Origin of the sequence: Janthinobacterium sp. B9-8 (genome assembly GCF_000969645.2) — a bacterium.
Classification (GTDB): Bacteria; Pseudomonadota; Gammaproteobacteria; order Burkholderiales; family Chitinibacteraceae; genus Iodobacter.
The window spans coordinates 952,258-968,744 of the sequence record NZ_CP014222.1 but is presented as its reverse complement, the minus strand read 5'-3'; the positions used below and the strand labels follow the sequence as shown (position 1 = coordinate 968,744).

The window sequence follows — 16,487 nt, the reverse complement described above, 5'->3', positions numbered from 1 at the left end:
GCAGCTACTAAAGCCCTGCCTGCGAATTAGTACGGCGCATTATATTTTTGCAGCAGGGTTTCGCATTGCTTCTGGCCACGCATAAAATCAAATGCTCCCATCGCATCATACAAAGGTTTAAGCTCACCAGCGGATGTACGGGCATGGTTTTTCTGCAAGCGGGAATGAACATCAAAAGCCAGCAAATCTGATCCACACAATAGCTTATGCAGCTCTTGTATATCTGCCAAATACTGTCTGGTATCCAGCGCCATTGCATTCATCTCTGTAGCCAGCGGCACTTGAGCTAATAATGGCCGAATGATACGGCTCGTGCTAACCACTGCATCCCTGAGCTGCTCGCTTAATTGGCTGTCCACCCCATATACATCCGCATTTTTCAGCATGTTTTCTGCATTTTTAGCCACGGCAGTCAGGTAGCTGGCCCCCACCGTTGCAGACAATCCTTTTAAGGTATGCATAAGCCGGCCTGCATCGAGTAGATTGCCCGCTTGCAATAACACATCTAGCTGCTTGGGTATATCGCTGACTTCTACCAAAAAAGACTGCAAAACCCGCTCATATAACGCCTTATTATTCCCCAAACGCTCAAGTGCTCCCGCTGTATCAAGCTCTTCTTTATCTGGCAGCGCTTCTGGGGAGATCATCGTATGGGCAGCCGGGGTCTCTTCCGCTGGCTGGCGGCTGGCTAGCCTCACCTGGCTCTGCACAACGTGGATAAGATGCATCAGATCAAAGGGCTTGCCGATATGATCATTCATGCCCGCTGCCAAGCATGCTTCCCGATCAGAATCCATCGCATTTGCCGTCATCGCAATCACCGGCAAGGTACTCAAGCCTAATCCGTGGCGAATAATATGCGTGGTGGTATAGCCATCCATCACCGGCATCTGCACATCCATTAACACCGCGTCAAAGGGGCGCTGGGCTTTGGTGATGACATCAATAGCTAATTGCCCATTCGCCGCCAGCTCAACCAAAGCGCCCTCTGCACTGAGTAATTCCTGTGCCACTTGCTGGTTCATTAAATTGTCTTCAACCACCAGTAAATGCAAACCCATCAAGCGACAAGGCTTCAGCCCTGCCGTTCTTGGCCTTGCGCGCAAATTACCCAAGCCTGCTCTGGCATCGGCCACGGCATCAAATAACATCGATGCCGTTACGGGCTTCACTAGAAAACAATTAACTGCAACTTGCTCTTCATTTGTTCTTTGGGAAAGGAGCTCCCGACCGTGGGTTGTCACCATCACAATAATGGGCGCATCTAATGCTGGCATTATATTTCGAATGCGTAAGCTGGTTTCCCAGCCATCAATATCTGGCATTTGCCAGTCAACAAAAATGGCCTGATAGCTCGCCTGTGCAGTACGAGCACGTGCTTCCACCATCGCCACCGCCTCCAGTCCCCCTTTTGCCACATCGACTTGCCAGCCCCAGGAACGCGCCATATCCACCATAATATTGCGGGCAGTGGCACTATCATCCACCACCAAAACCTTTAAATGAGCGAGTGATTCCCTCGCATCAGAGCGATCCACCTCCTTAGGCAGCTCATCCGCCACAGGCAGGCTCAAGGTAAAATGAAACATACTGCCTTGGCCTACAGCACTATCGAGCATCAGTTGCCCACCCATCATATCAACCAGCCGCTTACAAATAGATAAGCCCAGCCCCGTGCCTCCAAAGCGTCTTGTTGTAGACACTTCTGCCTGCGAAAAGCCATCAAAAATATGCAGCTGGTTTTCCTGTGCAATACCAATGCCGCTATCTCTCACCGAGATATATAAACGGGTATTCACACCCTCCTGTGCCAGCACCTTAAATTGAATGACGACTTCGCCTTTATCCGTGAATTTAATCGCATTTCCTGCCAGATTAATCAGCACCTGCCTCAAACGTAATGCATCGCCGATCAAGCCTTTAGGCATGGCCGGATCAATATCAAATAATACTTCCAGCGGTTTTGTACCTACATTAGCCGATAAAATCACCGACAGATCCCTTAACAACCTATCTAAGCGAAAAGGCTGTGGATCCAGCTCCATTTTACCGGCCTCGATTTTGGAGAAATCCAGAATATCGTTCAGCAAACCCAGCAATGATTGTGCCGCACCCTCGGTTTTGCTGGTGTAATCCAATTGGCGGGGGCTAAGGTCGGTATTTTGCAACAGCTTCAGCATGCCCAGAATGGCATTCATTGGCGTACGAATTTCATGGCTCATTGTGGCCAGAAACTGGCTTTTAGCCACAGTGGCGGCTTCTGCCGTAGCTTTGGCCGCCTGCAATGACAATTCATAATTTTTAATTTCAGTAATATCGGTACGTATTGCAATATATTGCTCAGGGATTCCATCTACGCCCAAAAGCGGCACGATAGTCGAATCCACCCAATAGTGCTGGCCATTTTTTCTGTGATTTTTAATTTCGCCATGCCACACTTGGCCGCTAGAAATAGTAGCCCAAAGCACAGCAAAAAATTCAGCCGAATGAAACCCTGAATTGATAATCCGATGATTTTTACCCAGCAACTCTTCTCTTGAATAGCCGGTAATTTGGCAAAATAAATTATTTGTATACAAAATAGTACCGCTCAGATCAGTAATACTGACAATCGCATGCTGATCAAGGGCAAACTTCTGATTACTCAGCTCGCTGTTTTGAGTAAACAAGCGAGCAGAAACCTGATTAAGCGCATTCCCCAGCGCTTGAATTTCCGTAGTCTCATTAGAAACATCCACTCTAGCTCCCAGCGAATGATCTAAATCAGTTGCAAATTGCGTTGCCCGCTGCAAAGCGCTAATTGGTGGGCGTAACAATAATTTCAGCAAACCCAGTGTTGCCAATATCGCCAGTACAATAATTAATAAAGCATGCATCCAAATGGTAATGGCGGCCTGATTGACACGATCTAATTTGTAACTCAGCCGCACCCAGCCCACAACAGTGCCCGCAGTAATTGGCTGCCAAACCGACATGACTTCAGATTGATCGGCACCATTTGCCGCAGACTGAGCTTGCGGCTCTCGCTGAAAAAAAGGCTGAGCCTCCTTAGGGACAAGTAATTTCGTATGACTAAACCGAGGCACCGCGCGGCCTTTCTCATGCGCCACTTCACTGAGCAGCTTCCCTTGTGCATCGCTGATCTGAACCAGCAACACAGCCGGCATTGCCGCTGTTTGCATAGAGATGGCTTCTATGCTGACCAAATCATCGACCAGTAAAAACTGAGCATTCACCGTCGCCAAGTTTTGCGCCAATGCCGCCATATTGGTCATGATGGTGGTGCGTAACAGATCTGTTTGTTTTTTTGCGGTGTATGCACCATAGCCCAATAAAGACACCACAAGGCACACCGACGTTAACAACAAAATCTGGCTGGCCAAACTGTGGGGAAAGGCCGCATATACTGCTTGCCACACTCTCGCTAAAGAAATAATGGGCTTAGGCGTGCTCATCTAGTTTTTCTCTGGCACATCATATTTTTGAAGTTTTAACGTTTCCAAAGGCAAATAATCTTTTTCATAAGCCGTCAGTACAGGGTCTGGAAAGCGAATATCTTTTAACAACGCACGCCCTGCCGCATCTTTTGCTAAAGCCAGAAATGCTTGGGATATCGCATCACGTACTTTTGAGGGCACGCGCGGATGGGCCACAATAGGATGCGAGGCTACTTCAGGCGTTTTGTAAATGATGCGCAGTTGCTCGCGAACTTCAGGCGTCTCATCATTAAAAGCAGAAACTACACTGCCCCCTGCGGCGACATCATTACGAGCCAAATGCCTGAATACATTAGGATGTGTGCCTAAGTAGCGCGGCGTAAATTTAAGCCCCTGCTTCTCTACAAGCAAAGCGCGTAAATAAAGCGAAGCACCAAACGCATTGGGCGCAGGAAACGCAATCGTTTGCCCGTTTAAATCATAAACCGATTTAAATACGCTTTCCCGCCTGACCAATAACACCCCCACCAAGGGCTGACTGTCCCGCAGCAGCGGTATATAGCCTTGCCTTGATTTAGTCATCACCACATGATAGGGATTCACATAGGCAAAGTCGGCCGTGCCTTTCATGAGCTCCGCCTCGAATTTAGCGAAAGAGGCCAGGAGCTTAAGCTCTAGCTCTATCCCTGTATCGCGTGAAATACGTTGCACAAGAGGTATCCACTCCTGATGCAATCGAGCAGGGCTAAACTGAGGAACCACCGAAATGGTGTACTTCACTGGCGAGCCCGCCCAGCTACTCGTCGTGAGCGTCAGCGCAACACAAAATCCCCCCAGGCCCTGCAGCAACAACGTATGCATTCCTATTCCTAATTCTAAAAGCAATACCAGCTAGTATCAGGATAGTGTGCAATTGATCGCATAGTCAGAAAGCGATCGATTATTTTCCGAAAGAAGGTGATCCACAAGCGCACTTTGAAAAAGAAAAACAAAGATTAAGCAAAACATCGCAAATGTATGCCAACGACGAAATATCAATACAAAAAACAGACCAAACAAAAAGGGAAATAAGTGCATAAAGGAAAATAGCTGAGTCGCGTAGACTCAAAAAACGTTACGCCATTTTTTGCCACCGACTTTTCATTAAATATGACTCCACATACTCGCGATTTATATCTCTGCCTTGGGCTTGCGCTGCTGGTCCACCTCAGTGTTTTTGTGCTTTATCCGGCAGCGCCCTTTTTAGCAGATAAGCCGCGAATGCAGGTTTTACTTCAAACAAAGGTGAACACACACAAAATGATCACTTCGCCAGAACAAGCTGCAAGCCCTCAGACGCCAGCCCGCGCGCCAAAAAATAATCGCCCAGCAGCACAAACCATCAGCCGCTCTTTGCCGCCAAGCGCCGCCCCCGAACCGATCATTGAGCTGCCCCCAATCAGCGATTTAGGCAACGCCATTGACAGCGTCATCACCCCCAAGCTTGATCTTTCTATCAAGCCTGAAGAAAGCCGCGAAAAGCAAAAACCACCCGGCTTAAACCCGCAGCCTGAAGCTGCACGCTCTAAAATGGCAAAATCTTTAGATAAGGCCGTCAAGCCCGATTGCAAAAATGCTTACTCAGCCATGGGGCCGCTCGCTGCCGTGCCTTTACTTTATGATGCGCTCACGGATACGGGTTGCGCATGGTGATTTCCTTCAAGATGCGAGCAAAACAGCGGCTAAGGGCTAAACCAGAGGAGGCCCTTACCCTATCAACTTAAGTAAAAATAACAGAAAGCGTGTTTTTCATAGGTGCAGTTTTCGCCGCGAAAGCGCTGTGCATACAAATATTCGCGACAATAGCCGCTCCTACGATACGTGCCTTTGAGTTGATCGAATTGGGATAGGTCGGCGGGGATGCTTTTGCGGGACGCTTACATTTGCTTAAACAAATGGGTAAAGCTACGGCTTACTTCCAGCTTTTCGCTTAAGCCATTCACCTTCACCAGTAAACGCCCACGAATATCCTTCACCACGCCTTCAATCGCCTTACTATTCACAAGCGTGGCGCGGTGAATTTGCCAGAATAGATCTGGATTTAATTCTTCTAATAAATCACGCACGGGTTTTCTGATTAATGCTTCGTAATTTTTAGTTTGCACCCGCGTATATTTTTCATCCGATTGAAAAAACAAGACCTCTTCAACCGGAATTAAACGTAATTCCTGCCCCATCGACGCCTGTATCCATTGCAGATATACCGGCTTATTGATGACCTGCTTAGCAATTTGGGCAATTAAAGCCTGCATATCATTAGGCGGGCTTGCTAAACGTTTTTTTAAACGCTCGACGGTTAAAGATAAGCGTTCAGGATCGGCAGGTTTTAATACATAATCAATTGCACCATGCTCAAAAGCCTCTACCGCATATTGATCATAAGCGGTTACAAAGACCACATGAGTGGATTGCGAAACGGCTTGTGCGGCTTCCAGTCCGGTAATACCGGGCATACGGATATCTAAAAATGCAAAATCAGGCTGATGCGCTAATGTCAGGTTAATCGCTTCTTCACCATTTTTGGCTTCGGCAATAATTTCTAATTCTGGCCATACTTGCGCCAAACGCAGCTTTAATTGATCACGCATTAAGCGTTCATCATCGGCAATCAGTGCAGTTGGCATTGCAAAACCTCAAAGAATTATACCGCTATTTATAAATAATTATGCAGCCAAAGTATAAGGCACTTCAATCGTAATACACACCCCTGAGGGTTGATTCTCTGTAATTGAAAACAAGCTATTTCCTTTATAAAGCAAGGCCAGCCGCTCACGAATGTTTTGCAAACCCAAACCCGTGCCACCGCTTTTTGCCATACCAAACCCTAAGCCATTATCAACCACGCTAATTCGCAATTTCTGATGCGCAATTTCTGCATGCACGCTCAGGCTGCCACCTTCTGTTTTTGGCTCTAACCCATGCTTAATTGCATTTTCAACCAAGGTTTGTAAAATCATGGGTGGAAAAGCGGCAGAACGCAGGCCTTCAGGAATATGGATATTAAACTCTAAACGCTCTTCCATCCGCATCTTTAAGAGTTCTAAATACGCCGCCACCATATCGGCTTCACGGCCCAGATGATTGCTTGTGGCATGGTCACGAATCTGCGGCAAAACCTGGCGTAAATACTGAATCAGGCTGCGCTGCATTGCTGAAGCACGCGGCGGATCGGTTTCAATTAAATATTCAACGGAAGCTAAAGTATTAAACAAGAAATGCGGCTCAATCTGCGCTTGCATCATTTGTATTTTAGCTTCTGCAACCTGCCTTAATAAAGATTCTCTTTCTGATTCTTTTTGTGCTTCTCTGGCTAGCGCTTCAGCGCGCTTTTTTCCCCCCATTAATACTTTAATGCCAAGCAGCATCAAAATAAAAATAAACACAAAATCATTGACCTCTAAATGAGTCACCATCAAAGGCTTTGGGCTTGATACCGTATCAAAATTACTGAGCACTTCATACACGGCGTCAGCAAGCTCGTCTTTGTCCTCTTGAGATAACTCACTGTATTGAATAACTTCTAATGCCCTAATTTTATCGTGTAAAACCTTAAGTTTTTCTGATTTTTTTTCAGCAGCATCATGTGGAAGAGAGGTTCCTGCTGCAGGAATTTCCGGCGGAGTGACAGGGTATTCTGCTTTTTTAACGCCATTAATGCCATCCTCAATCGCGCTTCCCAAAATAAGTAAGAAAATTACAAAAAATATAAACTTACCCCAGCTCAGTTGAATCACCCATACAGCCAGCCGGTCAAAAACTATTTTTGAAAATTCAAAAAGTTCATTAAGTTGTGCCTTGATTATTTCCAAATTTTTCTTCTTCATGCCCAGCCCATGGCTTGAGTTGATATAGCTAAACCGTTAATTACACCCCATAAGGCATAAAAGGATTGATTTTTTTTGCCACAATAAGCGATGGATAAGCGGCCTTAAAGAACAGCATATTTTCTTGCTCTGCCATTTGTGCCACACGCTCTGGCACACAATCTTTTTTGCCTATCACTTCAATTCTTGGCAATTTGATAATCTTTGCATCCGCAGCCACTATAGTTGATGCAGATTTAAGCAAATGAGTACGCTTAGCGACCACCTCTATTCTTGGCAATTTGATAATGGGCGTGTTTTTAGCGATTGCCGTGTTCGAAGCAACCATAACTGGTAAAGGTTTAAGTGCGTGAGTCCGTTTAGCTACCACTTCTATTCTTGGCAATTTAATAATCACTGGCGCTTTTTCAATCGGCGCTGCAAATACAGAGGTGGAGGCAATCAAAGCAATCGAGATTAATAAAGTTTTCATGACATTCTCTTGCAAAGTGGAAGTAATGCCACTTTAACCAAGCCATTTCTATCCTTAAACCGCCTTGCGATCAAATGCAAAAAGGAAGGATCAGACTGCAAAAAAACCATGCCAGAATGCGCAGCAAGCCGCCGGGAAATTCGCCCGCCCCACTCCTTAAGCTTTACTGCGCCTATTTAGCCTCACTCACCGCAGAAGCACCTTCATGCTTTTTGCGTGCTTTTTCAGCCGCCTGATAAGCAATGTAATAGCGACTGACACTCGATACATAATCCACCATTCCTTTGCTTACCGACTTTAAAGCCACTTTTTCTACATTTCCCAACCAGCGGTTGCGATCCAGCCCCTGTGCTGCAGCCTGATTACGCAATTGCTGCACCCGGCCCTCGCCCGCGTTATAAGCAGCAATCATAAAATACAACTGATCCTCATCATTAATACCGGGATTATTAAAAAAGTTGCGCAGATAACCCAGATAGCGAGCCGCCGCCGTAACATTGCCCTCTGCATCGTGCGGGTTTTTAACGCCCATATTGCGGGCGGTGCTTGGATTAATTTGCATCACACCGGTTGGGCCATTTTTTCGAACAACCGATTTTAAACCCGTTTCCTTTTGACCAATCGCAGCCAGCAGGAGCCAATCTAAATTATTAGCTGCGGCCACAATTTGAAAAACCGGTGCAAAAAAAGCCAGTTTATCTAAGGAGCTTAGTTTTTCTGCGCTTTGCACTTTGCCATCAGCCACTAAAAAGCGCCGTGTGGTGCTTACCGCCTTATCCAGCACACCGGTTTTTTCTGCAAAGCGATTCAACGTTGCTAATAAGCTGCTGTCTTCTTTACGTACGGCCCACGCGACAGAAACACGCTCATCGGCACAGCTGATTTTTTTTAATTTAGGTAGCGTTTTATCCCATAGGCCCAGCATAGTCTCACTCACCAAGGTCGTTTTATCTGCACCTTTATTGATTTCTGCCAGCAACATTTCGCTATTTACGCCCGGCGCAGCGTGCTCCACTTCAAATTCAAAAAAACCTGCTTTACGCCTTGCATCATTAAAATCACCCAATAAACGCTGGGCATAACCGCTGGCGGGAATACTTAACAGGTGTTTTTCTTCTTTATCTGCCCCTGCTACCGTACACCAGCGATCTTGCAAATAGGGCGCAGAGAAGGCCACGAGCTGCTTTGCGCCTTCAGTCACCGGCATCAGACCAGCGGCAATATCGCCACGACCCGATCTTAATCCGGGAATTAACTCACCCGCATCTACAGGAATAAATTGCAGGCGCAGCGGAGGCACACCCTTGCCCCGACCTTGATTTAAGAATTTTTCAAACTCGGTGAGCATGCTGTATTCCACACCGTACTGACGACCATTTTTAATAAAAAAGGTCGAAGGCCCCAGCGCCACAAGCACGCGCAGCCGCTCTGGCGGAGAATTCGCATCAAAATCTGTGCCCGCCGCAGCCAGCTGAGAAGGCTTTGCCAAGGTTGGATGCGTGCTTTTTGCACTGGCTACAGGCTTTGCCCAAAGCGGGCCTACCAGAAACAAACAGAGCATCAAGAATCGTATCATTCGCGGTTTCCGAGTTTGCTGTGCATCACGTGCGATAAGCGTTTGTTTTATGATCGCGTAATCCGTTTTTTAGTGCGAATCAGGGCATTATGCGATCAATATGGATGGCGATATCAAGGAATAACAAGGCAAAACCGGTGCAAAACAAACGCCAGCAGCGACTTATTCTAATGATAGAAAGCAATAGTTCCAACACTGCAGGTATCGGCTAAAGCCGTCAGGCCGTATAATCGCCACTAAGATTTTTCTTGGCAATATCATCACGCGCCGCCTGCCTGGCCGCAATAGGCAGAAACAGACACGCTAGATATGCCCTGTATATTAAACACTCAATAACAAGCAAAACCCCTGCTTCAAGGTATCAAATGCCCATTTTAATTGTAGAAAACGCTCACCTCGCCTACGGCCATGTCCCGCTCTTAGATGGAGCCAGCTTTATTCTTGAGCCAGGCGAGCGCGTTGGTCTGATCGGTCGCAATGGTGCGGGCAAGTCTTCCATGCTCAAAACGATCGCGGGCGTCACCAAGCTAGACGATGGCGTAATTCGCCTCGAAACCGGCGCAAAAATGGCTTTTGTTTCGCAAGAGCCGGTATTTGATATGGAGCACACCGTTTACGAGGCGGTGGCAGAGGGCTTGGGCGGCGTACGTCAAGTACTGATTGATTACCACGCAGCACTACTCACACTCGATGACAGCGAAGAAAGCCTGACGCGCCTGATGGATCTACAGCACGAGCTGGAATCCCAAGACGGCTGGCGACTCGACTCGCTAATTGCTTCGATTATGTCGCACCTTGATTTGCCGGCTGAAACAAAAATCGGCGCTTTGTCCGGCGGCTGGAAAAAACGCGTAGCACTGGCACGCGCGCTGGTTTCGGAGCCTCAGCTATTACTGCTTGATGAGCCAACCAACCACTTGGATGTCAGTGCCATTGAATGGCTGGAAGAGCTGCTTAAAAACTTTGCAGGCAGCGTGTTGTTTATTACCCACGACAGGCGCTTCCTGGACAATATCTCCACCCGCATTATTGAGCTGGATCGTGGCACTCTGACAAGCTTCCCCGGCAATTTCAAAGCCTATGAAGCAAAAAAACAAGAATTAATCGAGCAAGAAGAATTCACCAATAAGAAGTTCGATAAAGCATTAGCCCAAGAAGAAGTATGGATTCGCCAAGGAATTAAAGCCCGCCGCACCCGTAATGAAGGCCGTGTTCGCCGCCTAGAAGCCTTGCGCATCGAGCGCAGCCAGCGCCGTGAACGCGTGGGCAATGTTAGCTTTAATGTGGATGCAGGCGATAAATCCGGCAAGCTGGTCGCTGAGCTAGAAAACGTCACCAAAGGCTATAACGGCCGCACGTTAGTCGGCAACTACAGCACTCGCCTGATTCGTGGCGATCGTATTGGTCTGGTTGGCCCGAACGGCGCAGGCAAAACCACCTTATTAAAAATGATTCTGGGTGAATTACAGCCCGATAGCGGTGAGGTGAAGCTAGGCACCAATCTGCAAGTTGCTTACTTTGATCAATTCCGTGAGCAACTTGACGAAAACGCAACTGTCATCGATACCATCAGTCAGGGTAATGACTTTATCGAGATTGGCAATCAGCGTAAGCACGTAATCAGCTATCTTGAAGAATTCCTTTTTGCCCCAGCCCGCGCCCGCAGCCCGGTGAGCTCTTTATCCGGCGGCGAGCGCAACCGTTTGCTACTGGCACGTCTGTTTACCCGCCCTGCCAATGTGCTGGTATTGGATGAGCCGACCAACGATCTGGACATTGACACCTTAGAGCTACTCGAAGAATTACTGTCTGGCTATTCTGGCACAGTGTTCTTAGTGAGCCATGATCGTGCCTTCCTCGACAATGTAGTGACTCAGGTGATTGCATTTGAAGGCGATGGTGTCCTGATTGAAAACGCCGGTGGTTACGCAGACTGGATGGAAGCCAAAGCACGGATGGCCAGCAGCGCCCCCGCTGCACCGGCAGCTGCGCCCAAAGCCAACGTCTCAGCACCGGCAAAACAAGCCGAATCTGCTAAGGCTAAGAAAAAGCTTTCCTTTAATGACGCTCGCCTTTTAGAGCAATTACCTTTACAAATCAGTGCGCTTGAAGCAGAAAAAACCGATATCGAGCAACAATTGCTCGATGCCAGCATCTACCGTAATGGGCCAAAGCTCGCAAGGGAAATGCAGCTACGCATTGAAGAAATTGACACACTTGTACTAGAAAAGCTAAGCCGTTGGGAAGAACTGGACGCTAAGTCTTAAGACTGAGCCCTTTTTAAGTGCAGATTGCAAACACACTGAGTGCTTTGCAATCTGCGCCTAGCCTGATTACCACTGATTACGACGCCAAACTCCTAAGCTATGAACCGGTTTTTTACCCGATCACTGCGCCCTACGGGCTCGGCCTCTTCTCTCAAGCTGCTGCGTGGCGGCCTGATTCTGCTGTATGCCATCTTAGCAATCGTCACTGCCCTAGCCCTGGCCCTCATGTCGGTTTACGACTACCAGGCCACCATCAAAGAAGCAGAACGCAGTAGCCTATCCTTAGCTCGCTCTCTTGATGAGCACGCCGCACGCACTTTTGTGTCTGTTGAGCAATCCATGCAAAACATCGTGGAAAACCTCAATCAATTTGGGGGTGTTGATCAAGCAAATGAGTTACAAACCCACCAGGTTTTACAAGATAAAGTAAAGCTAACGCCTCAAGTGCGCGGCATCATTACCATCGATAGCAAGGGACTCATCCAGAGCCACGGCCTGGAGTACCCAACCCGCCGCGTTAATTTAGCGGATCGCAGTTATTTTCAGTATCACCGTCAATTTCAGGATTTCCGCCCGCTGATTGGCAATCCTCTGCTTAGCCGCACCGATGGTAAATGGCTTATCCCCGTTACCCAGCGCATCAAAAAAAACAAAGATGAGTTTGGCGGCGTCATTTTGGCCGGTGTAGAGCCGCAATATTTTCTGCAGTTTTATCGCTCGCTTAAATTAGCGGCAGGCAGCCATGTGCACTTACTACGCAGCGATGGGGTAATTTTGCTCAGCTACCCTTTTGACGAAAAGCAAATTGGCCGTAATTTACGCGATATTGATCCGCTCTTATTTGAGCAGCGCCGTCTGCAAGGCTCCAGCGTTTACCCAAGTACCGATAAAGACATCCAGCTGCTCACTGCATTTCATACCAGCCAAAGCGCGCTACCGCTGATTATTCTGATTTCAACCGATCGCAATACCCTGCTGCACCGCTTTACCAATGACCTCATCACGCGCGCTATTGCGGGCTTAAGTTTTGTACTGATTATTTCTTGCCTGCTTTACTTACTACTAAAACAAATACGGCGGGTCGAAGAGATTGAAGAGCGCCTGCATTTAACCCAGTTTACAGTGGATGAAGCCCCCGACATTATTCTATGGGCCAATATCTATGGCCAGATTTGCTATGCCAACCGCGCCACCTCAATCAGCACCGGCTATACCCCGGATGAGCTGCTTAAATTGCGTTTTTTTGATATTTTCCCGCAAATTGATCAGGCCCAGTGGCAAGGCTTCTGGGACACTCTTTCGGTAGAAAAACGGCTGCTCTTCACCACACATCAAATTAATTTCCAGCATGCGCAGCTGCCCGTTGAAATCACCTTCAGCCATATCACTTTTGCCGATGCGGCCTATCTTTGTGCCACCGTGCGTGATATTTCAGAGCAGCAAAACAGCGAACGGGAGCTACGCCGCCACCGTGATCATCTGCAAGATTTAGTCTTAGAGCGCACGGCTGAAATTCGCTCGGTGCTCGACGCCAGCCCGCTTGCCATCATGCTCTCAGTAAAAGGCACGATCCGCTTAGTCAACCCTGCTTTTGAAACGCTATTTGGCTATAGCACCGCCGAAATCACCGATATGCCAACCGATGTACTGCACGCTTCTGCACAGCACTTTACGGCTTATAACAAGCCCATTCGTGAAGCAATCAAAGACAAAGGCATCTTCCGCGGTGAAATGGAACTCTACCGCCGAGATACATCCAGCTTCTGGGCCATGGTTTACGCCAAAGAAATGGTAACCGGAGATCTGAGCAAGGGCTTAATTTGCGTGATTGAAGACGTCAGCGCAGCCAGAATCGCCGCGCAAGCACTCAGGCAATCAGAGCGGCTTAAGCGCACCATTATTGAAGGCACGGCAGACGGATTTATACTGATTGATAGTAAAAGCCGCATTGTTGATATCAACCAAGCCTTTTGCCATCATTTAGGCTTAAGCCGTGAAACACTCATTGGCCAGCAACCTGACCAGCTTTGGCCAGATCATGCCCGTGCGATTTTTCCAGATAATTTATCCAGCCAGCAAGTGCGCTCGAATCATGTAGGCGAGGTAACCCTCAGCTCTGCGGATGGCAAAACACGGCCATTTTTAGTCAACTCTGCCTGTATTTACGACGAGCATCAGCATTTAGAATACGCTTTTGCTTTTCTGACCAATATTTCCAAGCTGAAAGAAGTTGAACATCACTTACTGGAAGCCAAAGAAGCGGCGGAAGCCGCCAATATGGCCAAATCAATCTTTCTAGCCAATATGTCGCATGAATTACGCACCCCCATGCACGCCATCTTATCTTTTTCTGAGATTGGCCAATCAAAAGTCGGCAGCACTGATAACAGCAATTTAATTCGCTATTTTGAACGGATTCATTCCAGTGGCAATCGCCTGCTTATCTTGCTAAATGATCTTTTAGATATGTCGCGCCTTGAAGCCAATAAAATGCGCTACACCAAAATGATTTACGACCTAAGGCACATTGCTAAGCATGCCTCAAACGAGCTGGGTACACTACTTGCCAGCAAAAACATTCACTTTAGCCTGGATACTAAAACGCCCGCCCTGCTGCTCTACTTTGATAAAGCCCGAATTACCCAAGTAATTATTAATTTGCTCTCTAATGCCATTAAATTCAGCCCTGAAGGCAAAGAAATTAATATTCACTTTATCAAAGAAGCTCAATTAAGCGATGGCCGTGCCGCTATGGGATTAAGCGTCAGTGATCAAGGCCCCGGCATTCCGGAAGCCGAGCTTGATTTAATCTTCGATAAGTTTATTCAAAGCAGCCGCCTGCACGGCCATGCAAGCGGCACGGGTCTGGGGCTAGCCATTAGCCGCCAGATTATGACCGACCACGCTGGTGAGATTTACGCCCGCAATGCCGAAGGCGGCGGCGCCATCATCAGCATTCTGCTGCCTGTTGAGCCGCCGGAAAGAGCGTAGTAGCACATTCCCCTGCGCTATCAGGTAGCGCAAACGTCGCGATCCGTGCTTATCACCCGTAATTAACGTAAAATCGCTCTTTTGCTTTTTTGTAGCCCTTACAATGACTGATTTAGTACGCGAAGTAGGCCGTCGCCGCACCTTCGCCATTATCTCCCACCCTGATGCGGGGAAAACGACGCTCACCGAAAAGCTACTTTATTTCTCGGGAGCGATTCAAAACGCCGGTACGGTTAAAGGTAAAAAAGGCGGCAAGTTCGCCACGTCCGACTGGATGGATATCGAAAAACAACGGGGTATTTCGGTTGCATCCAGTGTGATGCAGTTTGATTACCGCGATCACGTTGTGAATCTGCTCGACACACCGGGCCACCAGGACTTCTCTGAAGACACTTACCGCGTACTCACTGCCGTAGACAGCGCCTTGATGGTGATTGATGCGGCTAAGGGTGTGGAAACGCAAACCATCAAGCTCTTGAATGTCTGCCGCCTGCGCAATACGCCGATTATTACGCTGATGAATAAGCTCGACCGCGAAGTACGTGATTCGCTTGAGCTATTAGACGAAGTAGAAAGCGTGCTGGAAATCCGCTGCGCACCGATTACCTGGCCGATCGGCATGGGTAAAACCTTCCGTGGCGTGTACAGCATCCTTACCGACACTGTACTGCTGTTTACCCCCGGCAAAGGCCCGCTAGATGAAGTGGAAGTCATTGAAGGCTTGAACAACCCGCGCCTCGATGAATTATTTCCGCTGGAAATCGAAAACACCCGTATGGAGCTAGAACTCGTACGCGGCGCTTCGCACCCCTTTGTGCTGGAAGAATTTTTATCGGGTGATTTAACGCCGGTCTTCTTTGGCTCGGCGATTAATAACTTCGGCATTCGTGAAATCTTAAACGCGCTGGTCGATTGGGCACCGTCCCCAGGCGAAGCGCATGCCACCGTGCGCACGATAAGTCCTACCGAAGAAAAATTCTCGGCCTTTGTATTTAAGATTCAAGCCAATATGGACCCCAAGCACCGCGACCGGATTGCTTTCTTGCGCGTGTGCTCAGGCGAATTTACCCGTGGCATGAAATTCAAGCATTTGCGACTTAACCGTGAAATTGCCGCCAACTCGGTAGTCACCTTTATGGCGCAAGGCCGCGAGCAAGTTGAAGAAGCTTACGCTGGCGATATTATCGGCCTGCCCAATCACGGCAATATTCAAATTGGCGACTCATTCTCTGAGGGCGAATTGCTGGCCTTTACCGGCATTCCTTACTTTGCCCCCGAGATGTTCCGTATTGTGCGCATCAAAAACCCACTGAAGATCAAGCAATTGCATAAGGGCTTGCAACAGCTGGGTGAAGAAGGTGCAGTGCAGGTATTTAAGCCGCTCAATGGCTCGGATCTGATCTTGGGTGCGGTGGGGGTGTTGCAATTTGAAGTCGTTGCTTCCCGCCTTGCCAATGAATATGGCGTAGAAGCAGTATTTGAATCCACCACCATTTTCACCGCACGTTGGGTGAGCTGTGATGATGCAAAAATACTGGAAGATTTTGAAGATCAGCTGGTCAACAATCTGGGGCGGGACGCCGCAAACAGCCTAGCTTACCTCGCAACAAGCCGAGTGAACTTGCAGCTCACTCAGGAGCGCTGGCCTAAAATTGTGTTTCATGCAACCAGAGAACACGCAGTTACCTTGTAAATATTCAACCCAACAGCGCCACAATATGGCGCTGTTTTTTTTTGCTTTTTATGCTCCACTTTCCCCGAACAAAAGTAGTCAACTATATACAAGCTACAAAACCAAGAAGTTGATTTATATTAAGTTTTTGCTTCAAACATCGGACTAGGATGAATGCATTGGAAACGACAAAATCGCTTTCAAACAGA

10 protein-coding genes are annotated in these 16,487 nt (G+C 47.9%); 4 read left to right on the top strand and 6 right to left on the bottom strand.

Annotated features, from left to right (window positions below; all coding sequences use genetic code 11):
- Positions 1–26: 26 nt before the first annotated feature.
- Both VN23_RS04235 and VN23_RS04230 read right to left on the bottom strand, forming a co-directional pair.
- Positions 27–3,455 carry a hybrid sensor histidine kinase/response regulator gene (locus VN23_RS04235; RefSeq protein ID WP_052746344.1) on the bottom strand — a complete coding sequence of 1,143 codons (3,429 nt, stop codon included), beginning with the start codon at positions 3,453–3,455 and terminating at the stop codon, positions 27–29.
- Positions 3,456–4,298, bottom strand: coding sequence for a phosphate/phosphite/phosphonate ABC transporter substrate-binding protein (locus tag VN23_RS04230; protein ID WP_046349822.1), 843 nt, complete (start codon positions 4,296–4,298; stop codon positions 3,456–3,458).
- Positions 4,299–4,586: 288 nt separating this feature from the next.
- On the opposite strand from VN23_RS04230, the gene VN23_RS04225 reads away from it, so the two are divergent.
- Positions 4,587–5,129: a hypothetical protein gene (locus VN23_RS04225; RefSeq protein WP_046349821.1), complete on the top strand. Its 543-nt coding sequence runs from the start codon at positions 4,587–4,589 to the stop codon at positions 5,127–5,129.
- A 224-nt stretch (positions 5,130–5,353) separates the two neighbouring features.
- On the opposite strand, the gene VN23_RS04220 is transcribed toward VN23_RS04225, so the two are convergent.
- The 4 genes from VN23_RS04220 to VN23_RS04205 form a co-directional block, all read right to left on the bottom strand.
- Positions 5,354–6,100 (bottom strand): LytR/AlgR family response regulator transcription factor, encoded by a 747-nt coding sequence (locus VN23_RS04220; protein WP_046349820.1) that lies wholly within the window; start codon positions 6,098–6,100, stop codon positions 5,354–5,356.
- A gap of 39 nt (positions 6,101–6,139) precedes the next feature.
- On the bottom strand, positions 6,140–7,300 hold the full coding sequence (locus VN23_RS04215; RefSeq protein WP_052746343.1) for a sensor histidine kinase: 1,161 nt from the start codon (positions 7,298–7,300) through the stop codon (positions 6,140–6,142).
- 40 nt (positions 7,301–7,340) lie between these two features.
- Positions 7,341–7,772 (bottom strand): hypothetical protein, encoded by a 432-nt coding sequence (locus VN23_RS04210; RefSeq protein ID WP_046349819.1) that lies wholly within the window; start codon positions 7,770–7,772, stop codon positions 7,341–7,343.
- A 172-nt stretch (positions 7,773–7,944) separates the two neighbouring features.
- Positions 7,945–9,348 (bottom strand): transglycosylase SLT domain-containing protein, encoded by a 1,404-nt coding sequence (locus VN23_RS04205; RefSeq protein WP_082752581.1) that lies wholly within the window; start codon positions 9,346–9,348, stop codon positions 7,945–7,947.
- Between the two features lie 365 nt (positions 9,349–9,713).
- Here VN23_RS04205 and VN23_RS04200 point away from each other — a divergent pair, with 365 nt between their 5' ends.
- The 3 genes from VN23_RS04200 (at position 9,714) to VN23_RS04190 (ending at position 16,299) form a co-directional block, all read left to right on the top strand.
- A complete protein-coding gene (locus tag VN23_RS04200) occupies positions 9,714–11,615 on the top strand; it encodes an ATP-binding cassette domain-containing protein (protein WP_046349817.1) in 1,902 nt (633 codons plus the stop codon).
- A gap of 99 nt (positions 11,616–11,714) precedes the next feature.
- The gene (locus VN23_RS04195) at positions 11,715–14,606 is read left to right on the top strand and encodes a PAS domain S-box protein (protein WP_052746342.1); all 2,892 of its coding nucleotides are present in this window, start codon (positions 11,715–11,717) and stop codon (positions 14,604–14,606) included.
- 103 nt (positions 14,607–14,709) lie between these two features.
- Positions 14,710–16,299: a peptide chain release factor 3 gene (locus tag VN23_RS04190; protein WP_046349816.1), complete on the top strand. Its 1,590-nt coding sequence runs from the start codon at positions 14,710–14,712 to the stop codon at positions 16,297–16,299.
- Positions 16,300–16,487 lie beyond the last annotated feature (188 nt).

Excerpts from the sequence above, each read along its gene's own strand:
- VN23_RS04235 (WP_052746344.1), bottom strand. The coding sequence starts at position 3,455 with ATGAGCACGCCTAAGCCCATTATTTCTTTAGCGAGAGTGTGGCAAGCA.
- VN23_RS04230 (WP_046349822.1), bottom strand. The coding sequence starts at position 4,298 with ATGCATACGTTGTTGCTGCAGGGCCTGGGGGGATTTTGTGTTGCGCTG.
- VN23_RS04225 (WP_046349821.1), top strand. The coding sequence starts at position 4,587 with ATGACTCCACATACTCGCGATTTATATCTCTGCCTTGGGCTTGCGCTG.
- VN23_RS04220 (WP_046349820.1), bottom strand. The coding sequence starts at position 6,100 with ATGCCAACTGCACTGATTGCCGATGATGAACGCTTAATGCGTGATCAA.
- VN23_RS04215 (WP_052746343.1), bottom strand. The coding sequence starts at position 7,300 with ATGAAGAAGAAAAATTTGGAAATAATCAAGGCACAACTTAATGAACTT.
- VN23_RS04210 (WP_046349819.1), bottom strand. The coding sequence starts at position 7,772 with ATGAAAACTTTATTAATCTCGATTGCTTTGATTGCCTCCACCTCTGTA.
- VN23_RS04205 (WP_082752581.1), bottom strand. The coding sequence starts at position 9,348 with ATGATACGATTCTTGATGCTCTGTTTGTTTCTGGTAGGCCCGCTTTGG.
- VN23_RS04200 (WP_046349817.1), top strand. The coding sequence starts at position 9,714 with ATGCCCATTTTAATTGTAGAAAACGCTCACCTCGCCTACGGCCATGTC.
- VN23_RS04195 (WP_052746342.1), top strand. The coding sequence starts at position 11,715 with ATGAACCGGTTTTTTACCCGATCACTGCGCCCTACGGGCTCGGCCTCT.
- VN23_RS04190 (WP_046349816.1), top strand. The coding sequence starts at position 14,710 with ATGACTGATTTAGTACGCGAAGTAGGCCGTCGCCGCACCTTCGCCATT.